Source organism: Nonomuraea sp. NPDC049028 (assembly GCF_043197735.1).
Lineage (GTDB): Bacteria > Actinomycetota > Actinomycetes > Streptosporangiales > Streptosporangiaceae > Nonomuraea.
The window spans coordinates 1-17099 of sequence record NZ_JBICTR010000029.1 but is presented as its reverse complement, the minus strand read 5'-3'; the positions used below and the strand labels follow the sequence as shown (position 1 = coordinate 17099).

At 68.7% G+C, this 17099-nt stretch carries 14 protein-coding genes; 9 read left to right on the top strand and 5 right to left on the bottom strand.

All coding sequences use genetic code 11. From position 1 onward, the window contains the following. Positions 1-54 precede the first annotated feature (54 nt). The 3 genes from ACGFJ2_RS58295 to ACGFJ2_RS58285 all read left to right on the top strand — a co-directional run bounded on the left by ACGFJ2_RS58295 (position 55) and on the right by ACGFJ2_RS58285 (position 2250). Entirely contained in the window at positions 55-987 is a 933-nt protein-coding gene (locus ACGFJ2_RS58295) for an ABC transporter permease (protein ID WP_358205949.1), read from the top strand. Then, positions 980-1876 (top strand): ABC transporter ATP-binding protein, encoded by an 897-nt coding sequence (locus tag ACGFJ2_RS58290; RefSeq protein ID WP_393483919.1) that lies wholly within the window; start codon positions 980-982, stop codon positions 1874-1876. Before ACGFJ2_RS58295 ends, ACGFJ2_RS58290 begins: the two co-directional genes overlap by 8 nt. A 218-nt stretch (positions 1877-2094) precedes the next feature. Beyond that, positions 2095-2250, top strand: coding sequence for a hypothetical protein (locus ACGFJ2_RS58285; RefSeq protein ID WP_225302514.1), 156 nt, complete (start codon positions 2095-2097; stop codon positions 2248-2250). A gap of 459 nt (positions 2251-2709) precedes the next feature. Here the strand turns inward: ACGFJ2_RS58285 and ACGFJ2_RS58280 are convergent, their stop codons facing one another. Together ACGFJ2_RS58280 and ACGFJ2_RS58275 are read right to left on the bottom strand one after the other, a co-directional pair. After that, positions 2710-3852, bottom strand: a complete 1143-nt coding sequence (locus ACGFJ2_RS58280) for a hypothetical protein (RefSeq protein ID WP_393483916.1) — start codon at positions 3850-3852, stop codon at positions 2710-2712. A 391-nt stretch (positions 3853-4243) separates the two neighbouring features. Continuing rightward, the gene (locus tag ACGFJ2_RS58275) at positions 4244-5566 is read right to left on the bottom strand and encodes a lysine 2,3-aminomutase (RefSeq protein ID WP_357961704.1); all 1323 of its coding nucleotides are present in this window, start codon (positions 5564-5566) and stop codon (positions 4244-4246) included. Between the two features lie 175 nt (positions 5567-5741). Here ACGFJ2_RS58275 and ACGFJ2_RS58270 point away from each other — a divergent pair, with 175 nt between their 5' ends. The 5 genes from ACGFJ2_RS58270 (at position 5742) to ACGFJ2_RS58250 (ending at position 12997) form a co-directional block, all read left to right on the top strand. Next, positions 5742-6311 (top strand): DUF1707 domain-containing protein, encoded by a 570-nt coding sequence (locus ACGFJ2_RS58270; protein WP_357961702.1) that lies wholly within the window; start codon positions 5742-5744, stop codon positions 6309-6311. Between the two features lie 135 nt (positions 6312-6446). Further along, positions 6447-7472, top strand: coding sequence for a phosphate acyltransferase PlsX (gene plsX, locus ACGFJ2_RS58265; RefSeq protein WP_393483913.1), 1026 nt, complete (start codon positions 6447-6449; stop codon positions 7470-7472). Between the two features lie 31 nt (positions 7473-7503). After that, the gene (locus tag ACGFJ2_RS58260) at positions 7504-9837 is read left to right on the top strand and encodes an HAD-IC family P-type ATPase (RefSeq protein WP_393483910.1); all 2334 of its coding nucleotides are present in this window, start codon (positions 7504-7506) and stop codon (positions 9835-9837) included. After that, positions 9834-11561: an arginine--tRNA ligase gene (argS, locus tag ACGFJ2_RS58255; RefSeq protein ID WP_393483907.1), complete on the top strand. Its 1728-nt coding sequence runs from the start codon at positions 9834-9836 to the stop codon at positions 11559-11561. Before ACGFJ2_RS58260 ends, argS begins: the two co-directional genes overlap by 4 nt. A 92-nt stretch (positions 11562-11653) precedes the next feature. After that, the gene (locus ACGFJ2_RS58250; protein ID WP_357961691.1) at positions 11654-12997 is read left to right on the top strand and encodes a hypothetical protein; all 1344 of its coding nucleotides are present in this window, start codon (positions 11654-11656) and stop codon (positions 12995-12997) included. On the opposite strand, the gene ACGFJ2_RS58245 is transcribed toward ACGFJ2_RS58250, so the two are convergent. Further along, positions 12994-13374, bottom strand: a complete 381-nt coding sequence (locus ACGFJ2_RS58245) for a cell division protein SepF (RefSeq protein ID WP_357961688.1) — start codon at positions 13372-13374, stop codon at positions 12994-12996. The genes ACGFJ2_RS58250 and ACGFJ2_RS58245 overlap by 4 nt on opposite strands. Before the next feature lie 164 nt (positions 13375-13538). Here ACGFJ2_RS58245 and ACGFJ2_RS58240 point away from each other — a divergent pair, with 164 nt between their 5' ends. Continuing rightward, positions 13539-14303, top strand: a complete 765-nt coding sequence (locus ACGFJ2_RS58240) for a PhzF family phenazine biosynthesis protein (protein ID WP_393483903.1) — start codon at positions 13539-13541, stop codon at positions 14301-14303. A 481-nt stretch (positions 14304-14784) separates the two neighbouring features. Here ACGFJ2_RS58240 and ACGFJ2_RS58235 read toward each other — a convergent pair whose 3' ends face one another. Then, the gene (locus ACGFJ2_RS58235) at positions 14785-15267 is read right to left on the bottom strand and encodes a nucleoside deaminase (RefSeq protein ID WP_357961683.1); all 483 of its coding nucleotides are present in this window, start codon (positions 15265-15267) and stop codon (positions 14785-14787) included. 851 nt (positions 15268-16118) lie between these two features. Beyond that, positions 16119-16604, bottom strand: coding sequence for a hypothetical protein (locus ACGFJ2_RS58230; RefSeq protein WP_357961680.1), 486 nt, complete (start codon positions 16602-16604; stop codon positions 16119-16121). Between the last annotated feature and the right edge of the window lie 495 nt (positions 16605-17099).

Here is a 17099-nt window from a genome sequence, read left to right as displayed (position 1 = left end):
CGCGAACCGTCGCGGCAGACACCTCAACGAGCCGGATCCAATAGAGTCCTTGCCATGAGCCAGCCGGAATCCGCTGTAGCGGACGCCCAGGCGGGCGGCCGAAGCGGGGAGCCGCTGGCCAAGCTCGCCCAGAGATACGGGCTTCGCCGTGCCATCGCGCGGCCGAGGTTCCCTGTCTACGTGCGCCAGCTGTGGGAGCGCCGACACTTCATCCTGACGTACGCGACCTCGCGCAACGTCTCGAAGTACTCCAGCTCGGCCCTGGGCCAGCTGTGGCAGGTCCTGACCCCGCTGCTGAACGCCGCCATCTACTTCCTGATGTTCGGCATCATCCTGGGTGGCAGCAAGAACGTTCCCAACTACCCGGCCTTCCTGCTGACCGGGATGTTCGTCTTCACCTACACGCAGCGGACGGTCACCGCGGGTGCCAAGTCGATCTCCGGCAACCTGTCGCTGATCCGGGCGCTCCACTTCCCGAGAGCCTCCCTGCCGCTGGCCTACACGATCCAGGAGCTGCAGCAGCTCGCCATCTCCATGGGCGTGCTCCTGGCGCTTGTCATGCTCACCGGCGAGCTGCCCAACTGGTTCTGGCTGCTGATCCCGGTCGTGCTCCTGTTGCAGACCCTGTTCAACATCGGCGCCGGCCTGGTGATCGCGCGGCTCGGCTCCTCCATGCGGGACCTCAACCAGTTGCTGCCGTTCATCACGCGCACCTGGCTCTACGCCTCGGGTGTCTTCTTCTCCATCCAGGACAGGGTGGTCAGCGGCGCTCATCTGCCCCAATGGGTAGCCAACGTGATGTACCTCAACCCCGCGGCCTCCTATATCGAGTGGATGCGTGACATCCTCATCGACGAATACCATCGCGAGAACGGGCACATGCCCCCGACGATGGTGTGGGTGTCATGCGTATTCTGGGCAGTGTTCGCACTCGGCTTCGGCTTCTGGTACTTCTGGCGAGCTGAGGAGAGGTACGGGCGTGGCTGAACTGACCAAGGAGCTGTCACAGGTGAAGGGCCAGGAGCCCGCCGTCCCCGGCGAGGTCGTCCCCAAGGCGGACGCCCCCAACAAGGACGTCAGGGTGCACCCCAACCCGGCCCCCGCCGGCAAGCGGCCTCTGGACGTCCCCACGGGCACGCCCACAGTCATCGTCGACGATCTCCACATCGTCTACCGGGTCTACGGCGCGGCCAGCGACAACGAGAAGGGCAACGCGGTCAACGCCCTCACGCGGCTGCTCAAGCGCCAGGGGCGCCCGCAGATGAAGGAGGTGCACGCCGTCAAGGGCGTGTCCTTCGTCTCCTACCACGGTGACGCGATCGGCGTCGTCGGCCGCAACGGCTCGGGCAAGTCCACGCTGCTGCGCGCTATCGCCGGCCTCCTGCCGCCGCACTCGGGCGCCGTCTACACCGACGGCCAGCCGTCGCTGCTCGGCGTCAACGCGGCGCTCATGCGCGAGCTCACGGGCGAGCGCAACATCGTGCTCGGCTGCTATGCCATGGGTATGTCCCCGAGCGAGGTCCGGGAGAAATACCAGGAGATCGTCGACTTCTCCGGCATCGATGAGTTCGTCCAGCTGCCGATGTCCACCTACTCCTCCGGCATGGGCGCCCGGCTGCGCTTCGCCATCTCCTCGGCCAAGACCCACGACGTGCTGCTGATCGACGAAGCCCTGGCCACCGGCGACCGCGAGTTCCGCAAGAAGAGCGAGGAACGCATCAAGCAGATCCGCGAGTCGGCGGGCACGGTCTTCCTCGTGGCCCACGACCTCAGGGTCATCGAGGAGACCTGCAACCGGGTCATCTGGCTGCACAAGGGCAAGATCAAGATGGACGGCGACCCCAAGGAAGTCCTCGCCGCCTACAACAAGGGCTGATCCCTTCGGGCTGATCCCCTTGGGCTGACCCTCGCCCCTCAACCAGGGCTGACCGCCCCCCGCTCCCGCGGACGCCTCCGTCAGGCGTCCGCGCTTCTGTCATGCCCGCCGTCATGCCCGCGCGACTCGCGGGGCAAATAACTGACACCGTGGCCGGTGTTCCGATATCATTCGAACGTTGTTTCGATACGAGGACGCCGATGGAGTGGGAGCGCGCGATGGGAGAGCTAGCGGCCGCGATCGACCATCTGGCCGTCGAGGACGTGGCAGACGTTCCCCGGGCCCAACTGACCGAGCAACTCATCGACCTCCACTGGCAGATGGCCAGGCTGCAGGCCCAGATAGCCCGCCGCACCGGCGTCCGCCTGCTGTAGAAATGACGATGCCGCCGGCCCCGGGGATCCGGAACCGGCGGCGAGCCGCGACTCACGCGGCGCCACAGCCCTGCAGTGTGGCGGTGCGCGGGCGCGGCCCATGCCCGGGCGCGTCCGCCCGGGCCGGCCAGAAGACCACCCGCTCTCGCGGGCGGCTCGTGACGTATGCGTGACGGCCGTGTCGAACACCCCGGCACCGTTGGGGCTCGCCGACCGGCCACGCCGGCTCTGTGGCGGTGCGTCCCACGTTTCCGGGGACGCACCGACCCTCGATCATGTTTCCCGCCGGACGCGCCGTCTCGTGGCCGTCGCGGCCCGTTCCTGAGCGCACGCACCTATGACACTCACGAACCGCCACCACGGCTCGAACGCCCGACATCCGGAAGGCGTCGCGGCCAGATCGCGATCACATCGCGACCAGCCTGGGTCAGATCGCTACCACACCGCCACCAGCCTGGGTCAGATCGCCATCACACCGCGATCGGCCGTGCGGGAGAAGCCCGAGACAGCGTCCGCCGTCGCCTCAGTGGTCCCCGCGAGCGGGGTCACCGTGCCGCTGAGGCTCCCGGCGGTCTTCTTCCCGTAGGTCGAGACCGCGTGGGACGCGTCCTCGACGAGCGGGGCGATCTCGTCGACGGACGCGACCGGCTCCGCCAGACGCGCGGCACCGGGCACCTCGCCCACGCCCGCCTGCTCGCCCGTACGCCGATCCGTGCGCGGGTCCCTGCGCGGGTCCGTGCTCGGGTCCTCAAACTGGTTCTGGAGCTGGTGCTTCAGCCGGTCCTCAAACCGGTTCTCGAACCGGTCCTTGCGCCTGCCCGCACGTGCGTCCGCACGTCCGTCCGGGTGATCGCCTGCCTGGGCGTCCGCGTGGGCGCCTGTGCGAGTGCTCGCATGCGCATGCGCCTCCGAGCCCCAGCCCCTACGCCCATGCGCACGCGGGTCCGCGCCCCAGGTCCAACGCCCGTCCCTACGCCCGTCCGCACGCCCGTCCATGCGCCCGCCCCTGGGCCCATCTGCGCGCCCGTCCATGGACCCACCCTTGGGGCCGTCCATGGGCCCGTTCACGGGTCCGTTCATGGGCCCGTTCACGGGGCCGTTCTTCGGCCCGTTCATAGGTCCGCTCTTCGGGCCGTTCATGGGCCCGCCCCTGGGGCCGTTCAAAGGCCCGCTCCTGGGCCCGTCCATGCGCCCATCCATGGGCCCTCCCCTGGGGTCGTCCATGCGCCCGCCCCTGGGCCCATCCGCGTGCCGGCCCGTGCGCCTGCTCGGCGGCGGACTCATCAGGCGGCCGCCGAAGTACGGCGAGACCTCCTCGGTGGCGGCGCCCCGCTGGGGAACGGCCCGAAGAGCGACCCCCTCAGCCCGCTCGGAGGCGGCTCGCGGACCGGACACCTCAGTGTTGAGAACCCCACCGACCTTGGCCCCGGCGGACAAGCCGTTCAGGCCGTTCACACCGCCCAGAGGCTGGATCGGGTCACCGCCCCCCGGCAGGCTCCCGACCGCGGAGTAACGGGCCTCAGCTTGGGCGGCCGACGCGAACGACGCCGCGGCCAGCGCCAACCCCGCGACAGCGACCGCCGTCTTGATAATACGTTTCATGATTTGCCTTCCCGGCTCGTGATCGAGCGCTCTCGAATAAATCTGAGATGCGTCTCGATAACCCCCGAATGCCGTGGCGTACACGCTATGGGCACCACACGAAGCGCGCCGTCCCGGCTGAGCTACTGACGCAGTTGTATCACCGCGGCCGGCCGGGTGCAGGCCACGGAAAGTCCACGTCACACGGCCTTCAGCAGCCCAGAGGCGATCATGGGAGGGGTGTCGAGTCGGGAGACAAATCGGGAAATAGCCGGGGTGTATATCCGATATTCCGTTGACGTCACCCGCATTCAGAAGAGGCGCCCCGACGGCCCGTCGACAACGGTCGGGAAAACAATTGTCACGGGCCGGGGGCTCAATCTTTCCGCTTGCGGGGCACGCGCTTGACCGCTCAGGCCGGCACGAGCATGTCTTCCACGGATACCTCGAACGGGAAGCGATCGGCGAAGGCCGGACGCAGGTCCGTCAGCCACACCGCTGACGGGTCGTACTCGGCGAAGAACGGCCGGCCCACCAGAGAGGGGTCGCGGGCCTGGATCAAGTGGAGCACGAACACCCGCCGACCGGCGATCTCGGTCACGCCGTCCACGCACACCTTTCCGGGGGTGGCCGACATGGAAGGCCCCCGGACGGTCCGGCAGAGCCCTGAGACCTTGGAGTAGGCCTCCCTGAAGACCTCGTACGCGCGGGCGAGCGGAACCGCGAAGTAGTCCTGCGGGCCGGTGTCGCGCTCGACGAACATGTAGTACGGGATCATCCCCATGCTGTGCTGCCGCCGCCACATGCCCGACCATATGGCGGGATCGTCGTTGATCGACCGGATCAGCGGCGCCTGGGTCCTGATCGTTGCCCCGCTGCCGAGGATCCGCTTGACCGCGGACTCGACCAGCGGCGACTCCAGCTCGCGCGGGTGCGTGAAGTGGGCCATGAACGCCAGGTTCTTGCCCCCGGCCACGACCTGCTCGAACAGTTCGAGCGTGGCGTCGGCGTCGGGGTCGGATACGAACCGCTGCGGCCAGTAGGCCAGCGCCTTGGTGCCGATCCGGATCGACTCCAACTGCTCCAGGCCGATCAGCGGCTCGATGTATCGCCTGATCACCGGCTCGCCCATGATCATGGCGTCGCCGCCGGTGATCAGCACGCTGGTGACCTGGGGGTTCTGACGGATGTAGGAGACCATCTGGTCGATGTCGTCGGAGGCGAACTTCAGGTCCGCGTCGCCGACGAACTGCGCCCATCGGAAGCAGTAGGTGCAGTAGGCATGACAGGTCTGCCCCTGCTTGGGGAAGATGAGCACGGTCTCGGGGTACTTGTGCTGCAGCCCCGGCACCGGCTCCGCGCCGATCCGGGGGACGTTGAGCTCTTTCTGCCCGGCGGGGTGCGGGTTGAGCTGCGCACGCACCCGGTTGGCCTCGGCTTGGATCTCGACGTTGGGCGCCTCGGCCTTGAGCAGGTCGGCCAGCCTCGCGACGTCCGCGGCCGGAAGCATGTCCTCCTGGGGAAAGACGAGACGGTATATGGGATCGTCGGGCGCTGCCGACCAATCGATGAGCTCGTCCACAACGTAGGCGTTCGTCCGGAAGGGCAGCACGGTGGCGACGGCGCGTACCTTCAGCCGCTGCTCATCGTCGAGCCCCGCACGTCGCAGGAGCTCGTCGAGGTGCTTGGACGTGTACGCCCTGAAGCGGCGCGTGCCCGCCTGGTTCAAGATCACTAAGCCTTTCCCATCTTTTTTGTTCGATCCGCTGTAAACCTCTGGCGCCTGTCATGCGTCTACGGTTCTTATACCCGGACGCTATGCACAGCGTCCCCGGTTCCATTGGTCTCCAAGTTTTCGCTGAGGTTTGACCGCTCGCGACATATCTCGATAGGGAATAGACTGGCAAATTGTGACCCCTGATCCCGTTATGCGCGCCTCCGACGCCGACCGCGACCGCGTGGCCGCGGTGCTCGGTGAGGCCCTCGCCACCGGAAGGCTCACCAGCCTCGAACACGCGGACCGCCTCGACGCTGCCTACACGGCCAAGACCGTCGGTGAACTGGTCCCCATCACCTCTGACCTGCCCGATGTGTCGGCGCCAAACATGGTGGCCCTCGGTATTGAGCAGCAGACGATCGACTCGAAGTTCAGCAAGGTGATCAGGAAGGGCCGCTGGGTCGCCTCCCGCCACACCAGGTTGTCGGCGAGGTTCGGCGCGCTGATCATCGACCTGACGGACGCCGTGCTGCCCGGCCGGGAGATCACCATCGAGGCCGACGCCCGCTTCAGCAAGCTGATCGTGCTCGTGCCCGACAACGCCCAGGTGGTCGACGAGGGCGGCTCCATGTTCGGCAAGCGCCAGGTGAGCGGCGGCACGCGTGAGGACGGCCCGCTCATCCGGGTCACGGGCCGATCGATGTTCTCCAAGGTCATCGTCTCGCGCGAGGTCTCCGACTGGAACCTGAACAGCGTCGGCTGACGCGGCCACCCGCCGATCGGCCCGGCGGACACCCTGCCTACGATGCGGACGGGGGCGAAACGGGGGGCCGACCGCGGCGCGACCGCGTTCCGGCCGCACCACAGGAACGCTCCGCGAGCCGTACGAGGTGACCTTTTGTCCGACACCAGGCCGATCGCGCTCGACGCCATGGGCGGCGACCACGCGCCGCACGAGATCGTGGCGGGGGCCGTGCACGCCGTGCGCGAGCGCGGGCTGGCGGTGGTGCTCGTCGGCTCGCCCAAGGTGCTGTACGAGGCGCTCGCCGACCACGACGCGACCAAGGAGATCCCCATCGTGCGGGCCGAGGAGGCCCTGGCGATGGACGAGGGCGCGCTGGCCAGCCTGCGCCGACCCCGCTCCAGCATCGCGATCGCCTGCCATCTCGTACGGCGGGGCGACGCGTCGGCGGTGGTATCCGCGGGCTCGACCGCCGGGATCGTGACCACGGGCCGGCTCAGGCTCAAGGCCCAGCAGGGGGTCCTCCGGCCGGCCATCGCCGTCGCGCTGCCCACGCTGCCGAAACCCACGCTGCTCCTCGACGCGGGCGCGAACGCCGAGGTCAAGCCGGAGATGCTTGTGCAGTTCGGGCATCTGGGGTCCGTCTACGCCGAGCTGGCGTACGAGATCTCCACGCCCAAGGTCGGCCTGCTCACGATCGGCAGTGAGGCCGAGAAGGGTAACAAGATCGTCAAGCGGGCCCACGAGCTGCTGCAAGGCTCCCCGGGCCTCCATTTCATCGGCAACATCGAGGGCCACGACCTGCTGACCGGCATCGCCGACGTGATCACCACCGACGGCTTCACCGGCAACGTCGCGCTGAAGACCATGGAAGGCGCGGTCCGCTACGCGTTCGGCGAGCTCCGGCGGACCATCGACGACAGCAGGACGGCCAGGCTGGGGGCGTTCCTGCAGCGGTCACGCCTGCGCGAGCTGCGCAGCCGCCTGGACGCCGAGGCCCATGGCGGTGCCGTACTCCTCGGATTGAACGGGACCGTGGTGATCGCCCACGGCTCGTCCAGAGCGGCCGGCATCAGCGCCGCCTGCCGGCTCGCCGCCGACCTGTCGGCGCAGGGCGTCGTGGCACGCATCGGCGACAGAATCGCGGCCGCACACCGCCCGCATCGCCTGAGAACCCCATAGTCTGTGGCGGATCCACAAATCTGGGGGTTGTGTGGACGGCTTAACTTCAGCACAGGTCTCGGGGGCGAAGACCAACCATGTGCCGCGCCGGTCGAGCAGGTCGCTCGGCGCGATCATCAGGGCGAACGTCTTCACCCTGTTCAACCTGGTCATCGGCGTGCTCTGGGCGCTGGTCCTGATCTTCGGCGCGTGGCAGGACGGGCTGTTCGGGCTGGTCATCGTGGCCAACGCGCTGATCGGCATCGTGCAGGAGCTCCGGGCCAAGCGCACGCTCGACAGGCTCGCGGTGATCAACGAGGCGCCGGTCACGGTCCGCAGGGACGGCCGCGAGCAGGAGATCCCGCCTCGCCAGGTGGTGCTCGGCGACCTGATCCTGCTCGGGCCCGGCGACCGCCTGCTGGTGGACGGCGAGGTCGTCGAGTCCGACGGGCTGGAGATCGACGAATCGCTCCTGACCGGCGAGGCCGACCCGGTGCACAAGCTGCCGGGCGACCAGGTGCTGTCGGGCAGCTTCGCCGTCGCGGGCTCGGGCGCGTTCGTCGCGACCAAGGTCGGCACCGACGCCTACGCCGTACGGTTAGCGGAGGAGGCGAGCCGGTTTCACCTCGCGCGCTCGGAACTGCGTGAAGGCGTCGCGAACTTCATCAAGTACATCACCTGGCTCGTCATCCCGATCGGCACGCTGCTGATCTACAGCCAGCTGCGCAATTCGGCCGACTTCGGCACCGCCATCACCGGCGCGGTCGCCGGCATCGTCACCATGATCCCCGAGGGCCTGGTGCTGATGACCTCGATCGCCTTCGCGGTCGGCGTCGTACGGCTCGGCCGCCGCAGCTGCCTGGTCCAGGAGCTGCCCGCGATCGAGGGCCTGGCCCGGGTCGACGTGCTCTGCCTCGACAAGACCGGCACGCTCACCGCGGGCGGCATGGACCTCGGCGAGGTACTCCCCCTGAGCGACGGCCGGCCGATCCACGACGCGCTCGCCGCCCTGGCCAACGTGGACCACCGGCCCAATGCCACGGCCAAGGCCATCCAGTCCCGCTACCCCGCGGCGGCCGACGGGTGGACGGCCGTCGACGTCGTGCCGTTCTCCTCGGCGCGCAAGTGGAGCGGCGCCGACTTCGGCCCCCATGGGGTGTGGCTGCTCGGCGCCCCCGACGTCCTGCTCGACGCCACCGCCGACGGCTACGAGCGGGCCGCCGAGCTGGCCTCGACCGGCGCCCGCGTACTGGCGCTGTGCCGTGCGGACAGCTTGGACAGCTTGGCTTCCGCAAGCGTGGCGCCGGCCGCCGGAACCGAGAAGGCCGCCGACGGAACGGCGGAGGCCGTCGCGCTCGTTACGCTCAAGCAGCGCATCAGGCCCGATGCGCACGAGACTCTGCGGTACTTCGCCAAGCAGGGCGTCACCGTCAAGGTGATCTCCGGCGACAATCCTGACGCCGTGGCCGCGATCGCCACCGGCCTGGAGATCCCGGACGGCCATCGCGCGATCGACGCGCGTACCCTGCCGACGGACGACCCGGCCAAGCTGGCCGAACTGCTGGACACCCACACCGTGTTCGGCCGCGTCACCCCTCAGCAGAAGCGCGCCTTCGTCGGCGCGCTCCAGTCGCGCGGCCACACCGTGGCGATGACCGGCGACGGCGTCAACGACGTGCTCGCGCTGAAGGACGCCGACCTGGGCATCGCGATGGGCGCGGGCAGTCCGGCCACCAAGGCAGTCGCCCAGGTGGTGCTGCTGGACGACAAGTTCTCCTCGCTGCCGCACGTGGTGGGCGAGGGCCGCCGGGTGCTGGCCAACATCGAGCGGGTCTCGAACCTGTTCCTCACCAAGACGTTCTACGCGATCGCCCTGTCGCTGCTCACCGGGGTGCTCGGGCTGATGTTCCCGTTCGCGCCGCGCCATTCCACGCTGGTGAACGCGCTGAGCATCGGCATCCCGGCGTTCGTCCTGGCGCTCGCGCCGACACTCGAACGCGCCAAGCCCGGGTTCGTGCCCCGGGTGCTGCGCTTCGCCGTACCCGCCGGGCTGCTCTGCGCGGGCGCGGTGTTCCTGGCGTTCTGGGCCGCGCACAGCGGCACCTCCACCCTGATCGAGGACCGTACGTCGGCGACGATCGCGCTCTTCCTCACCACCTGGTGGGTGCTCATCCTGATCACCAAGCCGCTCACCCTGGGGCGGATCGCCATGATCGGCGCCATGGCCGGGCTGTTCGCGCTGGCCCTCGCGATCCCCTTCATCCGCCATTTCTTCGCCCTCGAACCCGGCGATCTGAGCAACGATCTGACCGCCGTCGGCATCTCCGTGGTGGCCGCCGCGGGCATCAGCGTGGCGGTCAAGGTCGCCGGTACCCTTAGACCATGACCGACCCGCAGACAGTGCTCACCGAGCGCGTCCAGCAGGCGCTGGCGCACGCGTTCGGCTCCGAGTACGCCGACGCAGATCCGCTGATCCGGCCCTCCCAGTTCGCCGACTTCCAGGCGAACGTCGCGATGAGCCTGGCCAAGCGACTGCGACGCGCGCCGCGGGAGGTCGCCGAGGCCATCGCCGCGGAGCTGTCCGACTTCCCCGGCACGGTCGAGGTCAGCGGTCCCGGCTTTCTCAACATCGCGCTCGACGACTCGTGGATCGAGTCCGAGGCGACCGCGATGCTCGACGACCCGCGCGCGGGCGTCGGCTTCGCCACGCCGCCGCAGACCGTGGTGGTCGACTACTCCGCGCCCAACGCGGCCAAGGAGATGCACGTCGGTCACCTGCGCACCACGATCGTGGGCGACTCGCTGGCCCGCATGCACGAGCACCTCGGCAACACCGTCATCAGGCAGAACCACCTCGGCGACTGGGGCACGCCGTTCGGCATGCTCATCGAGCATCTGCTCGACATCGGCGAGGAGGCCGCCGTCGCGCAGCTCGAAGCCGGCATGGGCACCGAGTATTACCAGGCGGCCAGGAGCCAGTTCGACGGCGGCGAGGAGTTCAAGGTCCGCTCGCGCAAGCGGGTGACCATGCTCCAGTCGGGCGACCCGGAGACCCTGCGGCTCTGGCACGTCTTCATGGACGCCACGATCCGCTACTTCAACAAGGTCTACGGCATGCTCGGCGTCACACTCACCGACGCCGACATCGCCGGCGAGAGCATGTACAACCCGATGCTCGAGAAGACCTGCGACGACCTGGAGGCCGCCGGGGTCGCCGTGCTGAGCGAGGGCGCGCTCTGCGTCTTTCCGCCCGGCTTCACCGGCTCCGACGACAAGCCGCTGCCGTTGATCGTCAGGAAGAGCGACGGCGGCTACGGCTACGCCTCCACCGACATGGCGGCGATCCGCTACCGGGTCGACGACCTCAAGTCCGACCGCATGCTCTACGTGGTGGGCGCCGACCAGGCGCTGCACTTCCGCATGGTGTTCGCGGCGGCCAAGCTGGCCGGCTGGCTGCCCGAGACGGTCTCGGCCGAGCACGTCCAGATCGGCATGATGCTCGGCAAGGACGGGCGCCGGTTCAAGACCAGGTCCGGCGAGTCGATCAAGCTGATGGACCTGCTGCAGGAGGCGGTCGACCGGGCCGCGGCGGCCATCGCCGACCGCGGCTACGACGAGACCGCGCGGGCCGAGATCGCGCACGCTGTGGGCATGGGTGCGGTGAAGTACGCCGACCTGTCGGTCAGTCACGACAGCGAATACGTCTTCGACTACGACCGCATGCTCGGGTTCAACGGCAACACCGGCCCCTACATGCAGTACGCGACGGCCCGGATCCGCTCCATCTTCCGCAAGGCGGGCGTGGCCCCGGCCGACGCGACCGGCGACATCGTGCTCGGCGAGCCCGCCGAGCGCGCCCTGGCCCTCCACCTGCTGGGCTTCGGCGCACTGGTGGAGCAGGTCGCGGCCCTGTCGGAGCCGCACCGGCTCTGCGCCTTCCTGTTCGAGACCGCCAGCCTCTTCAGCACCTTCTACGAGGAGTGCCCGGTGGCCAAGGACGGGGTCGACGCCGAGACGAAGGCGCACCGGCTCGCTCTCTGCGCGCTGACCCTGCGAGTCCTGGAGACAGGGCTCGATCTGCTCGGCGTCCCGGTGCCCGAGCGCATGTAGCACGTGCGGGCGCGCCTCCACCTGGACGGCGCGCCCCCCGGCTAGGCTTTACGCGGTCATGAACTGAGGCCACTATGGGGGAGTTCTCTGCCTTGAGCACGGACCTGACTGCCGACCCCCAAGCAGCAACCGAGCTGCACCGATATGCCGAGGCGCTGCTGTCTCACCTGGCCGCCAACGGCGCCGCGCCCCCGGCCCCGCCCGACTTTCCCGACAAACCTGGCTACTGGCTGCCACCCGCCGTCGAAGCGCTGGTGGCGATCCTCGCCGGTGACGACCCGCTGGCGCCGCTGAGCAAGGCGGCCGGGCGCGACCAGCAGCAGACCGCGCTCTTCCTGGCGCTCGCCTTGGCCGTCGCGGGTCACGGCAGCCGCATCCACGCCTCCTGGCTCGGCACCGCCTTCGGCGACCTGTCGCTCGACCAGCCGGTCACCCACGGTCAGCGGGCGCTCTGGCTGGCCGCGGCCAGGGGCGCGTACGGCCCCGCCGGGAAGATCTTCGTGCTCCGCAAGCTCGACGCGGTGGCCGTACCCGAGCACGCGGACGCCGCGCAGTGGACGCAGGCGCTCCTCCCCGGCGAGCCGTCGGTGGTGGTGCCCCCTTCGCTGCTCGACTTCCCGGAGATGGCGGAGATCCCCGAACTCGCCACGCCCGTCCAGGCAGCCGCGCGGCTCGCCCGGCTGCGTGCCCGATGCGCGGAGATCACCTCGGCGAAGCAGGCCGAGCACGACTCCTCCACCCCGCTCACCAACAGCTCCGGCAGCCCCGCCGCCGCGTGGGAGGAGGACGAGCCGCTGGCCGTACTCCGCTCACTCATCGGACTCGGCGGCCCCGCAGGACCGATGGCCGCGCTGAGCTCGCACCTCCTCGACGACCTGCGCCCCGGCGCCGATCCGCATCTGGCGGCGCTCGCCCTGCACGTGGCGGGCCCGATCCTGCGCGGCGTAGCGGAGGAGCTCGAATCCGACAGCCGGCTCGCGCCGCCCGACACGGTGACCGTCTCATTGCTCGGCCACGACATCGAGCTGCACCCCGAGGGGCCAGACGATGCCTCACTCGCGGCGGCCGAACGCGAGATCGTGGACCAGGGCACGCTGCGGCGACGGCCGCCATGGGCGGCCGTCGCGCTGATCGTGGCGGGGGTCGGTCTGCTCCTCGGGGCGCTGCTGGCCGACGGGCTGGGGGTGCCCGTGCTCGCCGCACCGGGGGTGGCACTGCTGGGCCTGGCGGGCTGGCAACTCTGGCGGCGCCGCAAGGCCGTTGAATCGGACGCCCGCTACGTGGCCGCGCAGATCGCCGAGCTCAAGGAGCTGGCCGACGGCGCGGTGTGGGCGCTGCATGGATACGCGCGTGAGGCGGTCACGCGAGCGGAACAGGCCGCGGACGACTCGGCCGAGCTCACCCGGCTGATCCGTCGCGGCCCGCGCGCGGCCTAGGAGTTCTCGATCTCCACGTGGGCCGGCGCGAGCAGGAACACGCGGTCGGCGATGCGCTCGATCCGACCCTCACAGCCATAGGCAAGGCCGGCCGCGAAGTCGACCATCCTGGTCGCCTCCGGCATCGGCATGCCCGTCACGTCCATGATCACCGTCTGGCCATCACGGAAGTGCTGCCCGATCATCGGCGCGTCGTTGTACTTGAGCGGCTGAACCATCACGATTCGTGACGAGTCGGCGGTCGAACGCCAGCGCCTCGCCGCCCGCTCCGTCGCCGGCATGTACTCCTCTTCGTACTGCTCGTCGTCGTAGCCGTCGTCGTAGTGGTCGATCCCGCCCAGGCCAAGGTAGCTCACCACCTTGCGCACTGCCCCCATCGGCTTGTCCTTTCCTCAGGAACTCACCTCAATCGGCACGTCCCACCATTGGACGTTAACCGACGACGAGAAGTTCGCCGTGCGACACGCCCACAACTAATTCCATTTTGTACGGCTAGCGGCCAGGTATCACCTGGATATCTCTCCCCCGATAGCCTCGATACATGCGCGTGTTCACTGTAGATGCCTTCACCGACACTTCTTTCCGGGGCAATCCGGCCGCGGTGTGCCTGCTGGACTCGCCCTCTCCCGAGTCATGGATGCAGGCCGTCGCCACGGAGATGAACCTGTCGGAGACCGCCTTCCTGCTCGGCGATTCGCTCCGCTGGTTCACCCCCGCGGTCGAGGTCTCCCTCTGCGGCCACGCCACGCTGGCCACCGCACATGTGCTCTATTCCACAGGTGCGGCCGGCGGTCAGCTCGAATTCAGTACGGCGAGCGGAACACTCACCGTGAATCGCATGGCCAACGGCATGATCACGATGGATTTCCCGGCGAAGGAAGTGTCGCCGACGGCCGTTCCCGACGGGTTGGAAAATGCACTCGGAGCTGCACCGGTGCAGGTCGGGAGGAGCAATCTCGACCTGGTGGTGGAGCTGGAATCGGAGGCGAAGATACGTTCACTCGCACCCGACATCGCGGCACTGGCCACCATCGAGGCCCGTGGCGTGATCGTCACGGCGCGGGGCTCGTCGACCGACTTCGTCTCCCGCTTCTTCGCCCCGAACGTGGGCGTCCTAGAGGACCCGGTGACGGGCTCGGCACACTGCGCGCTGGCCCCTTATTGGGGGCAGCGGCTGGGACGGGACACCATGGTGGGCGCGCAACTGTCGGCCAGGGGCGGGCTGGTGCACGTGCGGTTGGACGGGGACCGCGTACACCTGGCCGGGCGAGCGGTCACGGTGCTGTCGGGGGAACTGCACGTCTGACGGGATGAGTGGATCGTGGCAGGACCCTGCATGTTCGACGGTGGGAACCGCACCTTTGACCGGACCCGCACGCGCGATGGGACGTCCGCTGGACGCGGCCCGCACGCTTCACGGGCCTGCGCGAGTGACGGGACGTCCACTGGACGGGACCTGCACGTGCGAGGCGGACTGCATGTGCGACTGGGCCTGCACGTGCGAGGCGGACTGCATGTGTGACTGGGCCTGCACGTGTATCGGCAGTCTGACTGTTGGCAGGGACCCGCACGCTTGACGGGACCAGCAATTTGACGGGACAGACTTGCCGAGCCCGTATCCCGGACATCCAGGGACCGCCGTGACGGTCGTCCGTACCGGCCGAGCCTCAGCCGGCGGAGCCGTGACGGCGGCGGTGCAGTTCCCGGGGTTCCGTACCGGGCGGACCTCAGCCAGAGGCGCTGTGACGACGTCGGTGCAGCTCCCAGGGGTCCATATCGGGCCGACCTCAGCCAGAGGCGCTGTGACGACGTCGGTGCAGCTCCCGTACCTGGGCTGCAAGCTCGGGCACCGGTCCCTCCACCACGGCACCCGGAACGACCTGCTGGATCGGCAGTGTCCGCACCGGCGGCGCGGGAACGCCCAACTCGGCGAGCCACCCGGCAAGCTGCTCCGACGAACTCGCGTACACAATGCGCCCCAGCCCGACCCACCCGTGCGCGGCCGCACACATCGGGCAGTGCTCCCCAGAGGTGTAGACGGTCGCGGCCGCCCTTTCCTCAACCGTCATATGCGCTGCTGCCCACCGAGCGAGCTCGAACTCCGGATGCCGGGTATTGTCACCGGCGGCCACGCGGTTGTGATCCTCGACGAGGACGATCCCGTCAGCGGACACGAGCACGGACCCGAACGGCTCGTCTCCCACCTCCAGCGCCTCCGTCGCCAACTCCACACATCGCCGCAGGTGCCGCAGGTCGGTTTCGGTCGCCACAGTGCCTCTCCCGGAGTTCCGATCTTCGAGTTCCATGCTAGGGCTTCGGGATTTAGCACCTCTCAGCGCATCGGTGCCAGCGCACCAGGCGAGGGCGAGGCGGGTCTCATCGCACCGGGCCAGAACCGCGTAGATCTCAGCACGCCAGACCGGGCCGCGTGGATCTCAACGCACCGAGCCAGAACCGCATGGATCTCAGCACGCCAGACCGGGGCGCGTGGATCTCAACGCGGCAGGCCGGGGCAGCGTGGGCGGTCAGGGAGGAGCTGGTCGTGGGGCCGACGCGTGTGGTGAGGGCGAACGTACCTCCTGAACGTGACCCGAGCGCGGCTTCGTACGCGTGGCCGGATCGCTGCCGAGCCATCGCACGGTGAATGCGGCCGGATCAGCCCTGACGACTGGGATCTCAGTAGGAGACAGTGAGCAGACCCACCACGTACCGCAGAGGCACGCACCCCCGCTACTGCAGAGGCGCGCAGCTTACCCCCCGTACCCCAGGAGCGCGACTCGCCTCCGTAGCCTGAGGCGCACGTGATGCCCAAGTACCTCAGAGGCGCGCGGCCTACCCCCCGTACCTCAGGAGCGCGCGACTCACCCCAGGCCCTACGGCGCGTGACCCCCAAGTACCGCAGAAGCGCGCGGCCTACCCCCGTACCCCCAGGGACGCGCGACTCACCCCCGTAACCAGGGGCGCCCGACCCCCAGTACCGGAGGGCTGCGCGACGGCGATCATCCTGTTGTCAGTGAGGTCTGCGAACACATCTGCCGGATGCCCGAGGGGCGGCGCGCCCGTGGCGCGCCACCCTCCGAGTGGTCAAAGACCGCCTACAAACAGTCAGGGACCCTAGCGATCAGAGGCTGTTGGTGCGGTCGCCGCAGTGGGGGTCCGAGCCGCTACGGTCGAAGACGAAGTTGAAGTCGACGTGGACCTTGTCGCTCCGCTTGACCCGGATGTTGGGGACCGACCTCCCGCCGCCGCCGGGCGACACGTTGTCCCCGGACGTGTACGACCAGATCGTCTTGTCCGGCAGGCCCCGCCGCTCCAAGCGGATCCTCAGGCGGACGTTGTTCTTGTTCCTGAGGCCGGGGCCACCGAGGTACCAGTTGATCCGGTTGAAGTAGTCGTACCTGCCCTGGGTGTAGTAGTAAGCCTTGATGTTCCCGTAGTTGCTCTTCGCCGCCTGGCAGCCGCCGGCCAGGTAGGCGGCGGCGCTGGTGGTGACGCTGGAGACGTTCGACGTGCTGAGCGGCGCCGATGCCTGTGCGGCGGTGTCCATCGTGCCCAGCGAGAGCACTGTCACGGCCACTGCAGTGGCGAGCTTCGTGATCGGCTTCATGTCCTGCTCCTCCGTTCGAGATCTTCCGTTCGAGCTTGTGAGAGGAAGATAGGGAGCCGGACGTTGAGTATTTGTTGAGGATCTGTCAGGTGAGTCAGGTACGACCGACAAGGTCCCACGAGGACCGGTCTATCCGCTCACGAACGTCGGCAGGCCCAAGCCTGTACTCAGCAACGTGGCAGGTCCGGTCTGTGCGCTCACGAACGCAAGCAGGCCCGGCCCGTACTCACGATTGTGGGCAGGACCGCTCTGCGCGCTCACGAACACAAGCAGGCCCGCCCTGCACTCACGATTGTGGGCAGGACCGCTCTGTGCGCTCACGAACGCGGACCCCCCATGGGATCTGCGAACGCGGGCCAGCCTCTGTGACCCACAGGACTTCTCCGGCGCATGTCACCAATGACATTGGGGGCGTTAGTTGGCCCATGGGAGCGGTAGATGGCCCGGCTGTCGAGGCGCTGGGAGCGAGATTGAGCCGAAGCACGGTAGTCATCA

What these genes read in the sequence shown, in the direction of transcription:
- ACGFJ2_RS58295 (WP_358205949.1), top strand. Translation starts at nt 55, where the DNA reads ATGAGCCAGCCGGAATCCGCTGTAGCGGACGCCCAGGCGGGCGGCCGA.
- ACGFJ2_RS58285 (WP_225302514.1), top strand. Translation starts at nt 2,095, where the DNA reads ATGGGAGAGCTAGCGGCCGCGATCGACCATCTGGCCGTCGAGGACGTG.
- ACGFJ2_RS58280 (WP_393483916.1), bottom strand. Translation starts at nt 3,852, where the DNA reads ATGAAACGTATTATCAAGACGGCGGTCGCTGTCGCGGGGTTGGCGCTG.
- argS (WP_393483907.1), top strand. Translation starts at nt 9,834, where the DNA reads ATGACCGACCCGCAGACAGTGCTCACCGAGCGCGTCCAGCAGGCGCTG.
- ACGFJ2_RS58245 (WP_357961688.1), bottom strand. Translation starts at nt 13,374, where the DNA reads ATGGGGGCAGTGCGCAAGGTGGTGAGCTACCTTGGCCTGGGCGGGATC.
- ACGFJ2_RS58240 (WP_393483903.1), top strand. Translation starts at nt 13,539, where the DNA reads ATGCGCGTGTTCACTGTAGATGCCTTCACCGACACTTCTTTCCGGGGC.
- ACGFJ2_RS58230 (WP_357961680.1), bottom strand. Translation starts at nt 16,604, where the DNA reads ATGAAGCCGATCACGAAGCTCGCCACTGCAGTGGCCGTGACAGTGCTC.